Raw genomic sequence first — 20,115 nt, 5'->3', positions numbered from 1 at the left:
TTTACGTTACTTTACAATTTACAGGCGGTTGAAGACAAATCCGGCAAACCAGCCAAGCAGTAACGAGACCAGCACCGCCATTGCGCCGTAAAAAAAGGCATAGTCCTGAGCCAATATGGTGACCAATTGTTCGAACCCGGTTTTGCGGATGCGGACTTCGACATTGTCATCGGCCACAATCACCCGGCCATCGCGAATGAGCAAAGTTTCCGCAGTGTAGACACCGACCGGTACGCTGGACGGAATGTTGAGGCGCGCACGATACAGCACCTGATCGGTTATTTCGACCGTGCCCGCATCTTGCCGGAAAAGACCGTTGCGGCGATTTAAGTCCACCAGTCCATCGACAAAGCGGCGCTGCTCGGTGGCATTGACCTCGCCGCTGGGTGACAATTGCAGGCGGTTGAGGCCAAGCTCGTAAATCGCTGCTGTTTTGCTGTTGATGATTTGGTCAAGCGGGCGTGACGACGCGATAGCGTAATATGCGGGGACGGACCGGAAATCGGTGCTGTCGACGTTGACCCAGATACCGGCAATTTTCTGCTTTTCCCGTAACGTTACCGACCGGGTTGGCCCGCGCAGAACAACCGCAACATCCACTTGCCCCTCTGGCGCCACACCGCGTGGGTAGATGATGGCTCCGAATAACAGCATTTCGGCACCCGTGAATCCCGACTGGATATTGATTTGCCGTTGCGAGACATCCGGCACCAGCTTGGGCACATTTTGCGCGCTGGCGCTGATCGGCAGCAAAAACAATATCAGGGCGAATAAACGGATCATAACGCTTGCAACGTGTAGATTTCGTCGGGACGCCAGCCCAGACCAAGCGCCATGCGGATTGCGACAAGCAGAACGATCGCGGCGAGAAAGAGGCGCAGATATTCCGGCCGCATCCGTTGCGCCAGACGCGCGCCGATTTGCGCCCCTGTCACACTGCCAATGAGCAAGAATACGGCAAGCACGATATCAACCGCTTTGGTGGTCAGGCTGTGCATCATCGTTGACGCCATCGTTACGAACAAAATCTGGAACAAGGATGTCCCCACCACCACCTGCGCGCCCATGCCCAACAGATAGAGCATGGCGGGCACCATGATGAAGCCGCCGCCCACACCAAGCAGCATGGTCATGATGCCCGTGATAAAGCCCAATATCAGCGGTGCGATAGGCGAAATATACAGACCAGAACGATAGAAACGCCAGCGCATCGGCAAATTGGCCACCAACGGGTGATGCCGGCGTTTGGCCGCAGCGACCGGCTTTCCCGCGCGCACGGCAAGGACGCTGGTCAAGCTTTCCTTGGCCATTAAGCCACCGATGCTGCCCAACATCAGTACATAGAGGATGTTGATGACGGTATCTATCTGGCCAATCGCCTCCAATATTTCAAATATCGCTGCGCCCGCGCCAGTGCCGAATATGCCACCGACCACGAGGACGCCGCCCATCTGGAAATCGACCCCGCCGCGTTTCATATGTGCAAATACGCCCGAAACGCTGGCCCCTGTCACCTGCGTGGATGCGGACGCCGCGGCTACCGCTGGCGGGATACCGTAGAATATGAGCAAAGGCGTGGTCAGGAATCCTCCTCCAACGCCGAACATGCCCGACAGCACGCCGACGCCGCCACCCAAAAGGATGATCACCAGCGCGTTGACCGACAGATTGGCTATGGGAAGATAAATATCCATGATCGACAATCTGACCCTAACGGCATTTGACGGCAGGATAAAGGCTAGGACTTAGAAACTGGTGGACAAGGTGACCGCCGGACCATCGCCGGGCCGTGCGTTGCCCACAATGCGAAAGCGCCAGCTTGCGTCTAGCCGGAGCGACGTTGCACCAGCCTGCAGGTTCGCGCGGACAGATGGCCCGATATCAACGCGCATGATGTCGTTTTGACCGCCCGCCCATGCGCCTGCGCCGGCCGCCAGCTTAGATTGTCCGTCGCTGGCGATGTTTTTCAATATATGCAATTGGGCGTCGGCAAAGCCACCGCCAGATTTGCCGGTCACAAATCCTGCCTGTCCATAGCCGTCGAGCGCAAAGCCCAAGGGCAATGATGTGCCGTCATGTCCGCCAGATACAAACGCCGCAACGGCATCGGGGCGGTCTGGCCGAAAACGTCGTTCTAGGAACAATTGCGCTGGAAACGCGGCTAATGGACGCCAGCTGAGCCCCGCTGCCCATTCGCGATCGCGCAGGTCATCGTGGGAAACCGACGCCCGCCCGATAAGTGAAAAACGCGAAACGCTGCGTTCACGCTTATGTCGCAGCAGCGGGATCGTCATCAACAGCGCGCTTTGACTACCTCCATATTGTCCGTTGCCAAGCACCCCCTGCGCCGAATCGCCCGGCCGCCAGAAGCTATACGCATATATCTGGATTGGGCGAATGGAGCGGTCCTTTTTCTGGGCGTCGGGTAAGGAGGATGCGATAGCTTCGGATGATACATCGCGTGGAGCCTTGTCATCGGGAATCCAATCGCCCGTATTGTCCCATATTGCGGACATTTTAAGGCTTGAACCGACTGTCATAGATTCAAGGGAACTTGGAACCTTTGCAAAAACGCGACCGGTCGTCCGATTCGCGGCGCTACGGGTCTTTGCTGCCACATGACTAAGCGGTCGTTCCTGCCCAATATGCGTGACAGGTTGCACAATTGCGCCGGCCGAATCCTTGCGATGTCGAGCGACTTGCCTATCCCCGTCGGCGATGAGGGCAAATCCAATCCGCGCCGTGACCCAGGTCGCGCATAACATGGCCACAAATCCGAAGGCCCGGCCACGCATCAGTCGCTATGTGCCAGCTTATCGGGCATGAAGTGATGAGCTGTCTTGTCCCATGTCAGCGGCGCGCCCAAGCAATGCCTCAGATAATTGGTGCAGGCCCGCCGCATGGCCATGATGGCAATGACGTTGCTGACGATGCTGCGGGGTATGGACAGCAGGGCCTCTGCCGGACCGTATAGTGCCGCCACAAAGCCGGCACGCACCCCAAGCCGCCAAAGCAAAAATGCCGAATTCAGCCACAATAATAGGATCACGTCGGCACGCAGTGCTGGCGGTTGATATAGTCCCTGTGCGGACGCAGCGGCCAAGATGGCGGTGAGCAGAAGGCAGATATAGCCAGCCATGACGACAATCGTGCCGAAAATTGATTTCCGGTCTTGGAACAGCATCCATTTCTGCGCGATATTGCCCCCCCAACCGAGCCGGTCCCACCCCGCCAGCGCAATACCCGTCAGCCAACGGGTTTTCTGACGCACTGACGTCTGCAGCGTGTCGGGGAAACAGGCTCTGGTGCCGACCAACTTGCCTTGGCTGTCCAATATCCGCGCCATGATCGTTCGCCCGCCCGCGGCACCCATGCGGATGCCGAGTTCATAATCTTCTGTCAGGCTGTGTGTATCAAAGGGCTTGCCGCCGTTTATCTGCGCAAGACGCCCCATGAGGCTGCGTTCAATGGCACATGCCACGCCGGCGAGAGGCAAGGGTGCACCTAACGCTTCGCGGACCACCATATTCTTGCTATGCGCCTCTGCAAATTCGTCGCAATAATGGCCGCTAATCCATCGGGAGTTGGCGGTACGCTCCGGGATCACGGGTAATTGCACAGCGCCCCCGTTGGTCACTAGACAGTCGAAAACGCGTAATTCGTCGGCGTGGACAAAATCCTCTGCATCATGCAGAACAACGGCCTTTGCGATATATCCGTCCGCAATTTCGTCTGCGAGCAGTGCACGCCATAATCGGTTAAGACAATCGGCTTTTGTCGTGGGACCATCATGTTCGACCTCGACGAGGCGGATGTCGGGATTGGTCCGGGATGCATTGACAATCGCAGCTGCCGTGTGCGGATCGTTCGGATAGCAACCGACAAAGATCCGATACCGGCCCGCGCGCTCAGCCCATTTGCGCGTGCAATTTTGTAGCATATCGCCAATGACGCCTGCTTCCCCCCAAGCGGGCACAAAAACGGCCAGCCGTTTATGGTCAACGGGGTCGGCAAGTTGGCCCACTTCGCGCGGTAACGCGTGCCGGTAAAAGGTCAGCCGCCGATAGACATGACGAGCGATCCAGATGATATCGACGCACAGATCATCTATAGCGCTAATCAATATCCAGACGGCGCTGAACAGAAATAGTTCACGCTGACCCGTTTCCAGAAAAGGCAAAATCCAATCCATCAAAGTCGCCGCGCCCTTTTCGGCCGCAACTAAAGGCGGGCCGATCTTCAAGTGATTTATAGGTTTTTAGGCGCGGCTCCGCCGTTCCAATCCAAGCTTATTTTGCAGGTCTTTATGCGTGCCAACGACCATCACCCAGAGTATTGGAATGGCCCAAAACGAGAGCATCGCGTGAAATGATTTTGGAACGACATCCGGAATGGACAGGGTGGCGAGGTGAGTCGCCACCGCTGCTGTTTGAAACCCTAAAGCCCAAATAGGCCAGAACCGGTTGCTGATTAGGGCCAGTATGACCAATGCCAACAAACATCCGCCATCGACCGCAAATAGTTCCAGCGATGATCCGGCCCAGTTGGGGTTCATCCGCACTGCCACCTCACTCAACACTGTTGCCAAGATGAAAATGGCTGATCCCGCCTTGCCTGTGCGGCCACCATTGACGCTAGCATACGCTACGCACAACAAAAGCGCGGAGTAAAATGCCAGCAATATCGTATCCATGGCCTTGTCTGTCCTCGTTCTGCTACCCCCGAACGGGCAAGAATGCCCCCGCTTAACCGTTGACAACCCGAAGGGCGGCTGGCCGGGTTAGCGGACCTGGCTGGCATCCGAAGTTGATTTCTTGCAAGTTGCTATCCCGTTGCGCGACCGCAATCTTGCGGTGGGCATGCATAAACCCTTTCCGCGCATCGACCATTTTTGTGAGGCCATCCGCTACGCCTTCAATGGCCGCCTGCGATTGCGCCAAGGATGCATCGGAATGGCGACAAGCGTCAATAACCGAATATGTAAGGGTGGCTAGGTCCGCCAGAGCTTTATCAATGGCCAGATGTGTGGAGGTAATGTCCAATGCCAATTGCCTGGCTGTCTCGTGCTCGATATGTACCATGTCAAAGTCTCCTCATCTTCTGAGCATTTTTCAGCCAGCAACGGAGGAGCTATTGAAATAGTCGAAACACTCCCGTGAGTACGACCACAGCCAATGTCAATATTACCGTACTGAAAAATGCTAAATTTAACGCAAGAACAAGAATTTCTTTATTAGATAATTCATGCCTTTCCCCCCCGATGGGCGGTACAGCGATTAACGAAGTTATTTTCGCAAACCACTGACGTAACCTGTCAGGAAGTAGGTCCTGACTAACGGAACGATCGATCGGCTCAAGGCCTGACGCTTCGTATACGAATGGTTCGTATATATCGTTGCGTTCCATTGCGTCGAATATCTTGGCGGCGTCTATGCGACTGCCGGCATTCAGCTTGCGCCGTGCCGCATCAAGCCGTTGGTCCACAGTGAATGGTGATATGCCCAATGTCCGGGCGATTTCCTTAGAAGTGTTATGCTGCACCACCAGCCGGAGGCATGCTTTTTGACCCTCGGTCAGGTGAAGATGTGACTGTGCGCTCATCGAAATGTTTTTTCCGACAAAAGATTTTTTGGACATTAGGTCGGCCATGCTCTTCGCCCCTTAACTAAGGATATAAACCCATATAATCTGCTAAGGCAAGGCAAATGCGCTATTTTCCGCCTTTGCTTGCCATCTTTTGGTCGATTCGCCATAAGGAATGGTGATGATCGGAACTGTAAAAAAACACGCCAAAACGTCCGCTTTGCGTGCATTTTTGTCTAGTGAAGCAGCGGGCGGTATTTTGTTAATGGCTGCCGCCGCATTGGCCATGATTATTGCCAATTCGCCAATTACTGAAAAATATAATGATTTCTTACGCTTGGTGATCGGGCCGGAGTTGACGCCAAAGCTTGGCCCGATGACCATTCACCTTTGGATAAATGACGGTCTGATGGCGATTTTCTTCTTGCTCGTCGGGCTGGAGATTAAGCGCGAATTTGTGGACGGACATTTGTCGACTTGGGCCGACCGCACGCTTCCCATGGTTGCCGCTGCGGCGGGGATGATTGTTCCGGCGATTATATATCTCGCGGTCGCAGGCGGCGACCCTGCCTTGCATCGTGGCTGGGCTATACCGGCGGCTACGGATATTGCATTTGCCATTGGCGTGCTCGCGCTTTTGGGCAGTCGGGCGCCTGCTTCCCTGAAACTGTTCCTGACGACCGTTGCTATTGTTGATGACATGGGCGCGGTAGCGATCATAGCTGTATTCTATACGGCCGAGTTGAACATCCCCGCTTTGGCCGCTGCTGGCGGCATTTGGTTCGCTATGATGATGCTGAACCGTTTTCGGGTAAATGCCCTTTGGCCATATCTCATCCTCGCGGCTCTGTTATGGTATGCGACATTGTTATCCGGCGTGCACGCCACCATTGCGGGCGTAATGGCAGCATTTGCCATTCCCTTTCGCCGAACGCTGGCTGCACCTGACGCAGAAGATTCGGCACTCCACCGGCTGGAACACGCTCTGGTTAAGCCAGTTGCATTTTTCATTGTACCGATTTTTGGGTTCGCCAATGCGGGTGTCTCGTTGGCCGGCACCAGCTTTGCTGCGCTGGCTGCGCCGCTGCCCCTTGGTATCGCGATGGGCCTGTTTTTGGGCAAACAAATTGGAATCTTTACCAGCGTCTGGATCGCGGTCAAACTTGGCATTGCTGCGCGTCCTTCACATGCAAGCTGGCTGCAAGTCTATGGCGTCGCGTTGCTATGCGGTATCGGCTTTACGATGAGCTTGTTTATCGGTGGTCTTGCCTTCACTGGCCCGGATCAGGCGGATGATGTCAAAATTGGGGTTCTGATGGGCTCTATCCTGTCGGCGATAATTGGGTATTTAATCCTGCGCTTTGCTGCGCCGCAAAAAATTATGTCTGGAGGCACCATATGAATCTTCGCTACATCATCCTTCCGCTCGCTTTGCTTGCGTCGGCTTGCGCCACCGTTGCGCCAGCGACTTCAACCCCTGCAAATGTCGCCGCACCGGCGATGTCGATTGCCGCTATCTCCGATGCCTATATCCGGTTGACGCTTGAGGCGGGCACGCATGAAGCGGAATATGTCGATGCGTATTATGGCCCGCCCGCGCTGCAAGACGTAGCGAAGGCAAATCCGCGATCACTGGCACAATTGATCGCCGAAGCCCGCGCGCTGACGGCGGCTATTGATGCCGCGTTGCCATCCTTACGCACCGAATCAGACCGCCGTCGCGCGGTTGCGTTACGCGGAATGCTGGTGGCTGCCGACACACGGTTGCAAATGCTTCAGGGGCGCAAGTTTTCCTTCAATGATGAAGCACAAGGTCAGTTTGCGACGGTGCCGGACTTGAAACCTCTGGCGCATTATGACGCCATATTGGCCAATCTTGAAACGCTGATTCCCGGCGATGGTCCGCTCGCCGCACGCGTCGATGCCTTTAATGAGCGTTATGTCATTCCCAAAGACCGGTTGCAGCCGGTGTTTGACGCCGCCATTGCCGAATGTAAGCGCCGCACAATGCAATATATCCGTTTGCCAGCGGGCGAGACGTTCGTGATGGAGTTTGTCACGGGCAAGCCGTGGTCAGGCTATAATTATTATAAGGGCAATTATAAAAGCCTGATCCAGATCAATACCGACCTGCCGATCCGTATCAGCCGTGCCGTCGATCTGGGCTGTCACGAAGGCTATCCGGGCCACCATGTGCTGAACCTGATGGTTGAAGAACGGCTCGCACGCAAAAATGGGTGGAAGGAATATGAAGTTAATCCACTCTACAGCCCGACCAGCGTTTTGTCCGAAGGCAGCGCCAATTACGGTATTGATCTCGCCTTTCCTGCCGCGGAACGCTTGGCATTTGAACGCGATATTCTGTACCCGATAGCTGGCCTTAATCCCAAATCTGCGCAAGCCTTTTGGGAAATGCAGCAAATGACCGAAGCGCTCTCGGGTGCGCGATTGACTATTGCGAAAATGTATCTCGATGGTGCGGTTACGCGGGCGCAGGCGCTCGAGTTAACGCAGAAATATCTGTTGCTTTCGCCCGCCCGCGCGGAACAATCGGTGAAGTTTACCGACCATTATCGCAGCTATGTGATCAACTATGGCTGGGGCAAGGATTTGGTCCGCGATTATATCGAACGCGGAAATCCAGATACGGCCGAGCGGTGGCGTCGGATGGAGAAAATATTGGGAGAACCCACCGTGCCAGCGGACCTGCTACCTTAGCCAAGATGTTCGCGGAACCAGGCAGTGAGTTCGTCTTCGGTTAGGTGTCCGCCGCCGGATTGCCAGCGGTCATCCTGACTGAAGGCTGCGATGCTGTCGATGAATTGGGCGACAATCTGGCCAGTTTTTTAAGCGGGTTTGGAACTTTTAGGGGAGGGCAAAATAAACATTGTTTTGATAATAAGACGCCAGCGGCTGGCCCTGTGCATCAAGCGCGGGGGAAAAACGCGCACGCCGCATGACCGATTTGCAGACCGCATTGTCAAATTCTTTGGGACGCGTTGTCGCCTGAATATGGCATGCCGTGGGCACACCGTCAGGCCCAATGCTGAGCCGAAAGCTCACCAATGCGGGCTGACCAGCAGATAGCATTTCGTTGGGATAGTCAGACGACATAATCCACTTATCAGGAGATTTCAACGGCGTGACCGTGCGGCTTAGCGCCTTATGTTTTTCTACGTCGACACCCCAGCTTATAAGAAGATTGTCGATGCAGGTATCGAGCGCCGCCAATGGCGCTCGCATTGAACCTGTTTCCAGCATGACTGGTTTTCGCAACGGTTTCCCAACGCGCAAATGGCGAACTGCCTTTTGACGGTCTTCACTTATGGGCTCAACGACGACCCCTTCTCTTTTTTCCCGATTTTTGATCGCCAACAGTTCCGCCGCGCTTGGCGGTGCGATGCGCGCGCTACCAGAAAAGATCAAGGCGGGTTCCTTGTCAAGATTTCCCTTTAAAAGGTAGTGCCTCAGTTTGAATTTCTTTTTTTATAAGGACCACGCGCTTTAGGTGCGGGTGCCAGTTCATCAATCTTAGCAATAACATCATCAAGCGACCAGAGGCGGTCAGTAATGCCAGCGGCCATGGCTGGCGACACGCGCAGCGTCTTATGAAGACGGGTAAAATTGTAGAACACGAAATACAATGCAAGCGCATGTATGTGATTATCCAACTTCTTTGAAAAGGCGTTGGTTAAGCGAGTGACGCGCCGCATCGACATACGCATTGTGAGGTTCTGGCGTTCAACGTAGCTAGTCGATACATGCTTCACGTCTGGATTGCCTTCGACGCGGACTTTCTTGATGCCAGTGCATTCAGCGGGTGAATAGCGAACCTCGGCGCTCTTGCCACCGCCGACAGCGCCATACATTTTCACAAGCTGCGCATAGTCAACGTCTGCACCAAAAGCACCCTCGACGGCCTCCAGATAGGCGCGATGGCCGTCTGTGGTGATCTGGACGCGATTACTAAGGCGGCTGCGCAGATCGTCCATCAGGGCTATTGCTGACTGTCCTGAACGGTCACCTACGAAATACGAAACAATCAGTTTCGTGTCAGCGTCGATAGCGGTCCATGTCCACACGTCGCCAGCGCCTTCCGGTGCATCCTTAGCGGCGGGGACGTTCTTGTCTTTGGCATAGCAAAACGACCAGATTTCATCGCACTGGACGCGGCTAGCTTTGACGTTGTGAACTGTTTCGTCATGCAGGATGAGGCAAGCTTCGCCAGCTTCAACAAGGATTTTGGAAACCGTGTTGATCGACACGTCCACAATGCGACTGATTGACCGCATTGATGAACCCTCGCATAGCATTGCAAGAATTTGAGTGCGTTTAGCGTGAGAAAGCTTGTTCATTCATTTTCAATATGAACTTTTGTAGAAATACGCAAGCATAAAATAGAAACTTTCTAAATAGCTCAATTTTGCTATTCCAAACGCAAAATGCTTGTGATAGGGGGAAAGAATGTCGGATTACAAAACACCGGGGCAACTTATCGAGGCCCTTTTGGCAGAACTCGGTTGGAGCCAGCGGACGCTTGCCATGGTAATTGGTAAGGGCGACGCTACGATAAACAAAATTATTGCCGGAAAACAATCCCTTGATGCGGACACCGCTTTGCTTCTCGAAGAGGTTTTTGGCACTCCGGCATCACGTTTTTTAGAATTGCAAAAAGAATATGATCTTGCTGTAGCGAAAGCAACGGCTCGGCCAGACCCTGCCAGATCGAACAGGGCTCATCTTTTTGGCGGTCTTCCTATTGCCGAAATGGCCAAGCGCGGGTGGCTAGGAGACGTTAATCCACGCAGTGTTGAACAAGTGGAAGGCGCTTTAACAAAGTTTTTCGGTGCGGACAGTTTGAACGAAATAGAAATCCTACCGCATGCTGCCAAGAAAACACTGGTTAATACTGATCCATCGCCTGCACAGCTTGCATGGCTTTATCGGGTTAGGTCTATGGCGTCCGAAATGATCGTTCCGCGTTACACGCCACACGCGCTAGATTTTGCATTACGCGAGCTAAAATCTCTTTTGGTGTCCGCTGAAAATGTGCGGAAAGTGCCGCGTATTTTGACGAAAGCTGGTATTCGCTTTGTCGTTGTCGAAACGCTTCCGACTGCAAAGATTGATGGGGTCTGTTTTTGGCTCAACGATCACTCGCCGGTAGTTGGAATGTCGCTGCGCCATGACAGAAACGACAACTTCTGGTTTGTTCTGCGCCACGAACTTGAGCATGTCCGCCTTGGTCACGGTAAAGACGCAATGATACTTGATGCTGAATTGGATGGCGAACGTGCTGGCACGGGGCCCGATGTTCCAGAAGAAGAACGTCTAGCAAACGAAGCCGCGTCAAACTTTGCGATTCCGCAAGCGCAGATGCAAGCCTTCATTGATCGTAAGGCTCCGCTGTTCTCAGAGCGGGATATGATTGGCTTTGCTCGTAGCTTGAGTGTTCATCCTGGTATCGTCGCGGGACAGCTTCAACACAAAACAGGCCGTTACGAACGGTTTCGCCAGCACTTAGCAAAGGTGCGGTCTTACATTCTCCCAACATCCTATGTGGATGGGTGGGGCGACGTTGCGCCGGTTGGCGAATAGGAGATATTATATATGTCAAAAATTCAAGAATTACAGAAGCTAATCCGTCTATATCGAGAAGAAACTGGCAAATCAGAGCTCGATATGCACGAGGTTGCATTGTTCTGTTTCTCAAAAGGATGGCCTTTCCCCGTGCCGAAAAGTCCGGCAGACATGCTGGCATCGCTTTTGCGAGATGCTGCACGTCAAGTTGTTCGCACGGATAAAGAAAGCGGCAGGCCATATCGCGGCTACCACGCGGTTCCATCGGATTCGCAGGGGACGTTTTACTGGATCGACATCGACGATCCCGAAACGACATTTGGCAATATGCGCAAATCCATGGTGCGCCGCAGGGAGCAGATGGTTGACGATGGCGTCCAGTTGTCGCTTGATCTTGACCACTGGAACAGCATCAGGCCCGACGACGAGCACATTACGCTACCAATGGATTTGGGACTCGATATTGAGTGGCGTAAAAATGCAATGGATGACGATAAGAAAGCAGCCTAGCTTTTTTTCCAACGCGCATCGGCGGCTGTTCGTGCAATTTCACGTCGCTGTTCGGCAGTCAGCGTAATTGCGCGGGCAAGGCCACCTGCTTTGCCAGTATCACGGCCTAGCTTAGTCTTTGCAATCGTTTCGTCGGCGATCTCGCCAGTCGCTATTTGAGCAACCATTATAGCTCTGCCTATAGCGTCGGCTGGGCGCTTTTGTCCGTTTGGGCCTTTAGGCACCTGCGATTCCTTCTGTGGAAACGATGCTAACACCTTGCAAGTGGAATCCATGTTTTTCGATGTTATCTAGCGCCGCGTCAGTATTTACCGCTATGCGGGGTGTTTCGCCGCGCTGCATGTCGATTGATTTACTTGGCGTCCAAGGGCCGTGTGATGCTGGAAGATTTGCACCCGTCGCATCAAGAGTGAAACCGTAAACCTTCCCTTTGCCTTTAAATACGTGAACCTGCATCATGGTCTCCTTTGCATACCGCTAAGCATATAGGAACGGCGGCTGGATTGCGATAGGCTATCCGTCAAAATTCAAACTGAGACACTACCCTTTAAAAAGGCAAGCTGCTGTTCTTCCTCTCTGGGTCCGAACTGAATATCGGCATCCCCTTTTTCGACGAATGTTTTAACTAGCTGCCCGGCAATCGTTAGACGGAAATATTCGCCCGGGGCAAAGCGGTCCATGAGCAACAAAACGGTTTGCTTGCCTTCGCCAAACTGACGGCCGAGTCGGCATCGTTCGTCAGCATAATCCACTTGCCATGCCGATGTAGGTTTCAAAATCAACGGTGCAGGAGCTGCGGCGGCCGCGAGTGCGGGCATAGCGAAGGCGATCAGGGTAAGCCATGCGACGAATGATTTTGCCATAACCAGCAAGTTAGGCATTACAGCGTTGTCGCCACAAGCAAAAGGGGCGGACATTTCTGCCCGCCCTTAAAAATTTACATTTGGGTGCAAACTACTACAGCTTACCAACAAGCTCCGGCACAACCGTAAACAGGTCACCAACAAGGCCAATATCCGCAACTTGGAATATCGGCGCGTCTTCGTCCTTGTTGATCGCGATGATGACCTTGGAGTCCTTCATGCCGGCCAAATGCTGAATCGCGCCGGAGATGCCGACGGCGACATATACTTCTGGGGCGACGATCTTGCCGGTCTGGCCGACCTGATAGTCATTGGGCACAAAGCCTGCGTCCACTGCGGCGCGGCTTGCGCCAACGCCAGCGCCAAGCTTATCAGCCAAGGGCAAGATGGTTGCGGCAAAAGTGTCCGCATCCTTCAACGCACGACCGCCCGATACGATGATCTTGGCAGAGGTGAGTTCAGGGCGTTCTTGCTTGGCGATCTCTGCCGAGATGAACGTCGATGTTCCTGCATCGCCGCTGCCCGAGACCGCTTCGATTGCAGCCGAACCGCCGCTTTCTTGTGCCTTGGCAAAGGCCGTGCCGCGCACGGTGATGACCTTCTTGGAATCCGAAGATTGCACAGTCGCAATCGCGTTACCGGCATAGATCGGGCGCGTGAACGTGTCCGCGCTTTCAACCGAAAGGATGTCGGAGATTTGCATGACATCCAGCAAGGCCGCCACGCGTGGCGCGATATTCTTGCCGTTCGATGTGGCTGGCGCCAAGAACGCATCATGTGTTGCCATCAATGACGCAACCAATGGCGCGACATTTTCGGCCAATTGCTGCGCATAGGCTGCGTCATCGGCAACATGCACGGAGGTCACGCCAGCGATTTTTGCAGCCTGTTCGGCAACCGCACCGCAGCCCGAGCCAGCAACGAGGACATGGACTTCGCCAAGCTGCGATGCAGCAGTTACAACGGCGAGCGTGGCATCTTTCAGTGATGCATTGTCATGTTCGGCATAAACGAGGGTCTTCATGCGGCCACTCCCATTTCCTTAAGCTTTGCAACCAACGCATCAACGTCGGCAACCTTGATACCGGCGCTACGCACAGGCGGCTCGGTCACTTTCAGCGTCTTCAACCGTGGGCTAACGTCAACGCCATAATCGGCAGGCGTTTTCTGCGCGAGCGGCTTTGACTTTGCCTTCATGATGTTGGGCAGCGACGCATAACGCGGCTCGTTCAAGCGCAAGTCAGTCGTAATGATCGCGGGCATCTTCAGCGCCACGGTCTGCAAACCACCATCGACTTCGCGCGCAACATGCACTGCATCGCCAGATACGTTTACCGTATTGGCAAAGGTGCCTTGCGGACGACCCGTCAACGCAGCGAGCATCTGCCCGGTCTGGTTGCTATCATCGTCAATGGCTTGCTTGCCAAGAATGACAAGGCCGGGCTGTTCTTCGTCCATAATCTTGGCGAGGATCTTGGCAACGGCCAAAGGCTCGACATCTTCAGCGACAACGAGGATCGCACGGTCAGCGCCCATGGCGAGTGCAGTCCGCAGTGTTTCTTGCGCCTTGTCCGGTCCAATCGACACCGCGATCACTTCCGTCGCAACGCCCTTTTCCCGCAAACGCAACGCTTCTTCGACCGCAATTTCGTCAAACGGGTTCATGCTCATTTTGACATTTGCCAAATCAACACCCGAACCATCGGGCTTAACCCGCGGCTTTACGTTATAATCGATGACCCGCTTAACGGGGACGATGATCTTCATGTGCTCATCCTTCCATACCGACTCAATAAGGCAATTGGATGCCCGCTTAATCTGTTGCGCCTATGCTTAACGTTTACGTGAACGTCAAGTGCGCCTGCCACATAATCCTATATCGCTGCTTAACCGATCTCGGTCCCTAATTTGTGATTTCTATACGACGTTCAATCCGGTCCAATCGATCACGAACGGCGTCAAGCTGCACTTGCAGATGCGCTGACACTTCTGCGTCTTGAGCTTGATCCCGCCGAAGGCCAATTACCGCTGAGTGGGTTTCATTCTGCCGCATGGTCAGTTCACTGATTTTGTTTTCGATACGCTCAAGGGTCGCTTGAAAGCGCTTGAGATGTTTGAGCATCAGATTGTCGACTTTTTCCGACATAATGTTATCCTACGCCGCTTTGCGGACTTCCGCGACAATTTTCTCCGCCGCATCGCCAAGGTCGTTAGCCGATACGATGGGCAGGCCGCTATTGGCCAAGATGTCCTTACCCTGCTGCACATTGGTGCCTTCAAGGCGGACAACGAGCGGCACTGACAGGTTCACTTCCTTGGCCGCAGCAACGATACCATCGGCGATGATGTCGCATTTCATGATGCCGCCGAATATATTGACCAAAATACCCTTTACGGCAGGGTCCTTCAAAATGATCTTGAACGCGGCGGTAACCTTTTCCTTCGAAGCGCCGCCGCCGACGTCGAGGAAATTGGCAGGAAATTCGCCATTCAACTTGATAATGTCCATCGTCGCCATGGCAAGGCCAGCGCCATTGACCATGCAGCCGATATTGCCGTCGAGTTTAATGTAAGCCAGATCATATTCCGACGCTTCGACTTCGGCAGGGTCTTCTTCGGTCAAATCGCGCAGTTCGGCGAGGTCCTTGTGACGGAACATCGCATTGCCGTCAAAACTGACCTTGGCATCAAGCACAAGAAGCGCGTCGCCATTCTTGCCTTCGCACACCGCAAGCGGGTTGATTTCGATCTGTTCGGCATCGGTGCCGATGAACGCGCTGTAGAGACCGGCAAGCACAGTTTGCGCCTGCTTGGCCAAGTCGCCCGTCAGGCCAAGTGCCTTGGCAACGCTGCGCCCATGATGGGGTTGAAGGCCAGTGGCGGGATCAATCAATATGGTGTGGATTTTCTCGGGGCTGTCATGCGCCACGTCTTCGATGTTCATGCCGCCTTCGGTCGAGGCAACAACCGCGATACGGCTTGTTGCTCGGTCGACGAGCAAAGCGAGGTAGAATTCCTGCTTAATGTCGGCGCCATCGGTGATGTATAGGCGGTTGACCTGCTTGCCTTCTGGACCCGTCTGGATGGTCACCAGCGTGTTACCCAGCATTTCCTTTGCATGCGATTCCACTTCGTCGAGGTTGAAGGCCAAGCGAACGCCGCCCTTTGCATCAGGTCCCAATTCCTTGAACTTGCCCTTGCCGCGTCCACCAGCATGAATCTGCGACTTCACGACGTAAAGCGGGCCGGGAAGCTGCTTAGCGGCGGCAACCGCATCTTCCACGCTCAATGCCGCGATACCGGCGGGCACAGCCACACCGAACTTTGCGAGCAATTCTTTGGCCTGATATTCATGGATATTCATAGGAGATGGCGTCCTGAAAAAGAGAGCTTCGGCGGATGCTTAAGCACAGACGCGCCATGAATGGAAGGGCTTGCGCCGATGTTTTTTGGTTCACGCAGAGGCGCAGAGGGCGCGCAGAATATGTCCCAATCTCTTCGCCCTCCGCGCATCTGCGTGAAAAAACTAAAGTAATAAATCCAAGGCAACCAATTCACGACGAAGGGACTCGGCATCCGTAAAATGATGCGCCGCAAAACCGTTTTCGCGCGCGCTGATGACATTGTCATGATTATCGTCGATAAAAATCGCCTCGCCCGACTTTAGTCCGAAACGCTGCAACGCCAGCGCGTAAATGGCGGGGTCAGGCTTCACCAATTTTTCGACTCCCGACACGATTATGTCCTGAAAACGGTCGAATATCGGCTGGGTGGGGCGAAACATATCCCAAAACTCAGCGCCGAAATTGGTTATCGCAAACAACGGCACGCCGCGTTCGGCGAGTTCCTGCACGATCTCCAGTGACCCTGTGACGGGTCCGGGAATGGTCTCATTGAAACGGGTGGCGTAGGCCGCAATCAACGCGGCATATTCTGGAAATTCAGCAATCCGCTCGGCAACCATATCGTCCAAAGCGCGACCCGCATCATGCTGAAAATGCCATTCGGGCGTCACAATTGCTGAGATGAAATATTCCAGTTCGTTCTTGTCCGTAATCAGCTTTGCAAAAAGATGTCTCAGATCCCATTCGAACAGCACTTTGCCGACATCAAAGACGGCGGTAGTTATCTTGGCCATGCATTGCACCTCTTCGCAGGAAGGACTTAGCCAAGGCTAAGGCGCAAAAAAACCGCCCGCGAATCAGATTCGGAGCGGCATTTTGCCTCATCCAACTGCCCGCATTGCGCAGGCAGGACCAAATTAACCCTGGCGCGCCTTGAAGCGTGGTTGGGTCTTGTTGATGACATAGGTGCGGCCCCGGCGACGAATCACGCGGTTATCGCGATGGCGGCCCTTGAGCGACTTCAGAGAATTAACGACTTTCATCGGATTTACCCGTCTAATAAATGCAAGAAGCTTGAATTGAAGGCGCGCTCCTATGGGTCGGGCACTGGAAAGTCAAGCGTGATTGGCGGTTTTATCCGATTCAGCCTCCATACATAGCTTGCCATGATATATGACGCGCCTAAGAATAGGACCATGATGAAAGCCGCCCGAATATTGCCACTTCTCGCCCTTTCGCTGCTGACGGCTTGTGTTGTCCCCACTGGCCCTGTTGAGGTTACGCGCTTTAACCGCGCGGCCGAAGGCGTGTTCTATGGCAATGGCAGTTTCATTGTTGAGGTTGCTGGCGAGTCGGCGTCTGATCGCGCTCTATCGGCCTCGCCTTATCTTGCGGCGGTTGCGCGCGAAATGCAGCGTGTCGGCTATCGTAATCAAGCCGGGAAAAGCGATGTTGTTGCCGAGATACGCTTTGGCGCGACAATGATCCGTCCGGACCGCCGTTCGCCAGTTTCAGTTGGCGTAGGCGGTTCTACGGGCACTTATGGGTCGGGCGTCGGCTTGGGCCTCGGTATCAATCTTGGTGGTGGTTCGGCAACGCAATTGCAGACGACATTGGCGGTGCGCATTATCAGACGCAGCGACCAATTGGTGATTTGGGAGGGCACGGCGGTGCAAGCTGCCAAGGTTGGCTCACCCGCCGCGCAACCCGGCATCGCCGCATCAAAATTGGCCGAAGCCTTGTTTAAGGACTTCCCCGGCGTGTCGGGTGAGACTATCCGCGTGCCATGAACAGCCAGACATTGTCATTCCCGCGAAAGCGGGAATCCATTAGCTGAGCTCTCGTATCAACACACCGGCGCAGCTTGCTGCGCGGTCAGTCCATGGATTCCCGCTTTCGCGGGAATGACAAAGTGGGGAAGTAAGATTTTATGCCGATTACTGACATCAATGCCGCCTTCGACAGCGGCAACATCATCGTTCACGCCATCGACGACAATGTCGCCACGCTGGGCATCCGCAAGGACAAGGATTCGGAATTCGCGCAGTGGTTTCACTTCCGCGTTGCATGCACCGCGGGCGAAGAACTCGTGTTGCGGATTACCGGACTCGAAGGCAGCGCCTATCCCGGTGGCTGGCCCGATTACCGGGCTTGCGTCTCCGAAGACCGCGATTATTGGGGCCGCGCCGATACGACCTATGACAAGGCAAAAGATGGCGGGACGTTGACCATCCGTTACACCCCTGCAAGCGATCTTGCATGGTTTGCTTATTTCGCTCCCTATGGCATGGAACGCCACCATGATTTGATTGCCGAGACGGCATCGCTGGAAGGCGTGACCTATCGCTGCCTTGGCCACAGCATCGAAGGCCAGCCTATTGATTGCCTCGAAATGGGCCATGGCGATACGCAGGTCTGGCTCTATGCGCGGCAGCATCCGGGCGAGACTCAGGCCGAATATTGGATGGAAGGCGCCATCGACATGCTGACGGACCTAAGCGACCCGCATACGCGTCGACTGCTCGATCAATGCCGCTTTCACATTGTGCCCAATTGCAATCCGGATGGAAGCTGCCGTGGGCATTTGCGGACCAATTATCTGGGCGTTAACTTGAACCGTGAATGGGCCGAACCGTCGGCGCAGCGTAGCCCCGAAGTGTTGGCTATCCGCAACGCGATGGATGAATCAGGCGTGCATTGGGCCATGGACATTCATGGCGATGAAGCGATTCCAGCGGCATTTATGGCGGGGTTTGAAGGCATTCCGTCATGGACCGATGATCAGGGTGATCGCTATAATGCTTTCATCAACCGCCTTTCGGCCCGCACCCCCGATTTTCAGACCGCGCTGGGTTATACCAAAGCTGGTCCCGGCAAAGCCAATCTGTCGATGTCGACGAACCAATTGGCCGAACGCTTTGGCCCGTCGCATCAATGTGTCTCCATGACGTTGGAAATGCCTTATAAGGACACCGTCCACGGCAACGACCCCGACCAAGGCTGGTCCCCCGAACGCTGCCGATTACTCGCCCGCGAATGCCTCGCGACCTTGGCGGAGATGGTTTGAGTAGCACCTTGCCGATACCCCATCACAGGGTTTTCAGGCGGCGGAAAGTCCAGCTTGATTGCTGCTCTATCCATCAGCGGATATACCGTCGTGCCGGAGGCAGGACGAAACCGCCGATTTCAAATTCTATTATACCGACAAATAGGGGCAGGATTGTCGGCGCGACAGTTTCACTGCGCGATCAGGGAAATGTTACTCGTCGAGCACCGAATGTCGTTTGTCGAAAACGAATTTATTTTGACATTGATCCATTCACTGTAGTAGGCAGGTAATACAGGAGGAATTAATGCTCGAAATCAGTGGTGTAAGCCATGTGTATGCAAACGGAACACGGGCGCTCGATAATGTTAGCCTGTCGATACCGCGTGGTATGTATGGTCTACTCGGGCCCAATGGCGCGGGCAAATCTACACTGATGCGAACCATTGCGACGCTGCAGACGCCCACCGAGGGCGCGATCCGCTTTGGTGATCTCGATATATTGGCAAGTCCTGATCAATTGCGGCGGAAACTCGGCTATCTGCCGCAGGATTTCGGCGTTTATCCTCGTGTGACCGCCTTCGACATGCTCGACCATATGGCGGTGCTGAAGGGCATATCCGTCAAAAGCGAGCGCAAGGCAGTTGTCGAAACGCTGCTGCACCAGACCAATTTGTGGAACCATCGCAGAAACTTCATTGCCGGTTTTTCGGGTGGGATGCGGCAACGGTTCGGGATAGCGCAGGCGCTGATCGGCAACCCCGAACTGATCATCGTAGATGAACCGACCGCCGGACTTGACCCTGAAGAACGCAACCGTTTCCTTAACCTGCTCGCCGGCATCAGCGACAATGTCGTCATCATCCTGTCCACGCATATCGTAGACGATGTTGCCGACCTTTGCCCGCGCATGGCGGTGCTGGCGGGCGGCAAGGTGCAACTTGAAGGCGCGCCGCTCGACCTCATCGCCGCGACAAATGGCCGCGTTTGGAAAAAGACCATCGCGCGCGAGGATCTGGAGGCGTATCAAGAACAATATCAGGTGATTTCGACCCGGCTGTTCGCCGGACGCACCATCATCCACATCCTTGCGGACAGTAAGCCAAAAGGTTTCGACGATGTCGAGGCGGGGTTGGAGGATGTCTACTTCACCACGCTCGCCGACCTGCGTCGCGCGGCTTAAGCGGGG

At 54.5% G+C, this 20,115-nt stretch carries 25 protein-coding genes; 7 read left to right on the top strand and 18 right to left on the bottom strand.

Annotated features, from left to right (window positions below; all coding sequences use genetic code 11):
- Nucleotides 1–18 precede the first annotated feature (18 nt).
- From HEQ18_RS08830 to HEQ18_RS08800, 7 genes are all read right to left on the bottom strand, one after another.
- Nucleotides 19–783, bottom strand: a complete 765-nt coding sequence (locus tag HEQ18_RS08830) for a TIGR02186 family protein (RefSeq protein ID WP_432814416.1) — start codon at nt 781–783, stop codon at nt 19–21.
- Nucleotides 780–1,694 carry a sulfite exporter TauE/SafE family protein gene (locus HEQ18_RS08825; protein ID WP_397602337.1) on the bottom strand — a complete coding sequence of 305 codons (915 nt, stop codon included), beginning with the start codon at nt 1,692–1,694 and terminating at the stop codon, nt 780–782. Before HEQ18_RS08825 ends, HEQ18_RS08830 begins: the two co-directional genes overlap by 4 nt.
- A gap of 51 nt (nt 1,695–1,745) precedes the next feature.
- Nucleotides 1,746–2,516, bottom strand: coding sequence for a hypothetical protein (locus HEQ18_RS08820; protein ID WP_432814415.1), 771 nt, complete (start codon nt 2,514–2,516; stop codon nt 1,746–1,748).
- A 278-nt stretch (nt 2,517–2,794) separates the two neighbouring features.
- Complete coding sequence (locus HEQ18_RS08815; protein ID WP_432815981.1) at nt 2,795–4,192, bottom strand: glycosyl transferase family protein; 1,398 nt, start codon at nt 4,190–4,192, stop codon at nt 2,795–2,797.
- A gap of 66 nt (nt 4,193–4,258) precedes the next feature.
- A complete protein-coding gene (locus HEQ18_RS08810) occupies nt 4,259–4,693 on the bottom strand; it encodes a hypothetical protein (protein WP_432814414.1) in 435 nt (144 codons plus the stop codon).
- A 52-nt stretch (nt 4,694–4,745) separates the two neighbouring features.
- Complete coding sequence (locus HEQ18_RS08805; protein WP_432814413.1) at nt 4,746–5,081, bottom strand: hypothetical protein; 336 nt, start codon at nt 5,079–5,081, stop codon at nt 4,746–4,748.
- 49 nt (nt 5,082–5,130) lie between these two features.
- Entirely contained in the window at nt 5,131–5,649 is a 519-nt protein-coding gene (locus HEQ18_RS08800) for a response regulator transcription factor (RefSeq protein ID WP_432814412.1), read from the bottom strand.
- 115 nt (nt 5,650–5,764) lie between these two features.
- Here HEQ18_RS08800 and nhaA point away from each other — a divergent pair, with 115 nt between their 5' ends.
- Both nhaA and HEQ18_RS08790 read left to right on the top strand, forming a co-directional pair.
- Nucleotides 5,765–6,985, top strand: a complete 1,221-nt coding sequence (gene nhaA / locus HEQ18_RS08795; RefSeq protein ID WP_432814411.1) for a Na+/H+ antiporter NhaA — start codon at nt 5,765–5,767, stop codon at nt 6,983–6,985.
- Nucleotides 6,982–8,301, top strand: a complete 1,320-nt coding sequence (locus tag HEQ18_RS08790) for a hypothetical protein (RefSeq protein ID WP_432814410.1) — start codon at nt 6,982–6,984, stop codon at nt 8,299–8,301. Before nhaA ends, HEQ18_RS08790 begins: the two co-directional genes overlap by 4 nt.
- A gap of 147 nt (nt 8,302–8,448) precedes the next feature.
- Here HEQ18_RS08790 and HEQ18_RS08785 read toward each other — a convergent pair whose 3' ends face one another.
- Together HEQ18_RS08785 and HEQ18_RS08780 are read right to left on the bottom strand one after the other, a co-directional pair.
- The gene (locus tag HEQ18_RS08785; protein ID WP_432814409.1) at nt 8,449–9,009 is read right to left on the bottom strand and encodes an energy transducer TonB; all 561 of its coding nucleotides are present in this window, start codon (nt 9,007–9,009) and stop codon (nt 8,449–8,451) included.
- A gap of 41 nt (nt 9,010–9,050) precedes the next feature.
- Entirely contained in the window at nt 9,051–9,938 is an 888-nt protein-coding gene (locus tag HEQ18_RS08780) for an IS1 family transposase (protein ID WP_432814408.1), read from the bottom strand.
- Nucleotides 9,939–10,047: 109 nt separating this feature from the next.
- On the opposite strand from HEQ18_RS08780, the gene HEQ18_RS08775 reads away from it, so the two are divergent.
- Nucleotides 10,048–11,181, top strand: coding sequence for a HigA family addiction module antitoxin (locus HEQ18_RS08775; protein ID WP_432814407.1), 1,134 nt, complete (start codon nt 10,048–10,050; stop codon nt 11,179–11,181).
- 12 nt (nt 11,182–11,193) lie between these two features.
- Nucleotides 11,194–11,673: a hypothetical protein gene (locus HEQ18_RS08770; protein ID WP_432814406.1), complete on the top strand. Its 480-nt coding sequence runs from the start codon at nt 11,194–11,196 to the stop codon at nt 11,671–11,673.
- Here HEQ18_RS08770 and HEQ18_RS08765 read toward each other — a convergent pair.
- The 9 genes from HEQ18_RS08765 to ykgO all read right to left on the bottom strand — a co-directional run bounded on the left by HEQ18_RS08765 (nt 11,670) and on the right by ykgO (nt 16,923).
- A complete protein-coding gene (locus tag HEQ18_RS08765; protein ID WP_432814405.1) occupies nt 11,670–11,840 on the bottom strand; it encodes a hypothetical protein in 171 nt (56 codons plus the stop codon). The genes HEQ18_RS08770 and HEQ18_RS08765 overlap by 4 nt on opposite strands.
- A 49-nt stretch (nt 11,841–11,889) precedes the next feature.
- A complete protein-coding gene (locus HEQ18_RS08760) occupies nt 11,890–12,132 on the bottom strand; it encodes a hypothetical protein (RefSeq protein ID WP_432814404.1) in 243 nt (80 codons plus the stop codon).
- A gap of 68 nt (nt 12,133–12,200) precedes the next feature.
- Nucleotides 12,201–12,590: a hypothetical protein gene (locus tag HEQ18_RS08755; RefSeq protein WP_432814403.1), complete on the bottom strand. Its 390-nt coding sequence runs from the start codon at nt 12,588–12,590 to the stop codon at nt 12,201–12,203.
- A 40-nt stretch (nt 12,591–12,630) separates the two neighbouring features.
- Nucleotides 12,631–13,560 (bottom strand): electron transfer flavoprotein subunit alpha/FixB family protein, encoded by a 930-nt coding sequence (locus HEQ18_RS08750; RefSeq protein WP_397605921.1) that lies wholly within the window; start codon nt 13,558–13,560, stop codon nt 12,631–12,633.
- Nucleotides 13,557–14,303 carry an electron transfer flavoprotein subunit beta/FixA family protein gene (locus HEQ18_RS08745; protein WP_432814402.1) on the bottom strand — a complete coding sequence of 249 codons (747 nt, stop codon included), beginning with the start codon at nt 14,301–14,303 and terminating at the stop codon, nt 13,557–13,559. The genes HEQ18_RS08750 and HEQ18_RS08745 overlap by 4 nt, the downstream gene beginning before the upstream one ends.
- 136 nt (nt 14,304–14,439) lie before the next feature.
- Nucleotides 14,440–14,682: a hypothetical protein gene (locus HEQ18_RS08740; RefSeq protein ID WP_397605919.1), complete on the bottom strand. Its 243-nt coding sequence runs from the start codon at nt 14,680–14,682 to the stop codon at nt 14,440–14,442.
- 9 nt (nt 14,683–14,691) lie between these two features.
- The gene (gene sucC / locus HEQ18_RS08735; protein WP_432814401.1) at nt 14,692–15,900 is read right to left on the bottom strand and encodes an ADP-forming succinate--CoA ligase subunit beta; all 1,209 of its coding nucleotides are present in this window, start codon (nt 15,898–15,900) and stop codon (nt 14,692–14,694) included.
- Between the two features lie 162 nt (nt 15,901–16,062).
- Nucleotides 16,063–16,674 carry an HAD family hydrolase gene (locus HEQ18_RS08730; protein WP_432814400.1) on the bottom strand — a complete coding sequence of 204 codons (612 nt, stop codon included), beginning with the start codon at nt 16,672–16,674 and terminating at the stop codon, nt 16,063–16,065.
- Nucleotides 16,675–16,797: 123 nt separating this feature from the next.
- On the bottom strand, nt 16,798–16,923 hold the full coding sequence (ykgO, locus tag HEQ18_RS08725) for a type B 50S ribosomal protein L36 (RefSeq protein ID WP_125229386.1): 126 nt from the start codon (nt 16,921–16,923) through the stop codon (nt 16,798–16,800).
- A 153-nt stretch (nt 16,924–17,076) separates the two neighbouring features.
- Here ykgO and HEQ18_RS08720 point away from each other — a divergent pair, with 153 nt between their 5' ends.
- The 3 genes from HEQ18_RS08720 to HEQ18_RS08710 all read left to right on the top strand — a co-directional run bounded on the left by HEQ18_RS08720 (nt 17,077) and on the right by HEQ18_RS08710 (nt 20,109).
- On the top strand, nt 17,077–17,670 hold the full coding sequence (locus tag HEQ18_RS08720) for a DUF4136 domain-containing protein (RefSeq protein WP_432814399.1): 594 nt from the start codon (nt 17,077–17,079) through the stop codon (nt 17,668–17,670).
- Nucleotides 17,671–17,810: 140 nt separating this feature from the next.
- Nucleotides 17,811–18,947, top strand: a complete 1,137-nt coding sequence (locus HEQ18_RS08715; protein WP_432814398.1) for a M14 family metallopeptidase — start codon at nt 17,811–17,813, stop codon at nt 18,945–18,947.
- A gap of 286 nt (nt 18,948–19,233) precedes the next feature.
- Entirely contained in the window at nt 19,234–20,109 is an 876-nt protein-coding gene (locus HEQ18_RS08710) for an ABC transporter ATP-binding protein (protein WP_432814397.1), read from the top strand.
- Nucleotides 20,110–20,115 lie beyond the last annotated feature (6 nt).

It is taken from the genome of Sphingorhabdus sp., from assembly GCF_050921905.1.
In the GTDB taxonomy this organism is placed as follows: domain Bacteria; phylum Pseudomonadota; class Alphaproteobacteria; order Sphingomonadales; family Sphingomonadaceae; genus Sphingorhabdus_B.
This window is presented reverse-complemented; position numbering and strand designations above follow the sequence as displayed.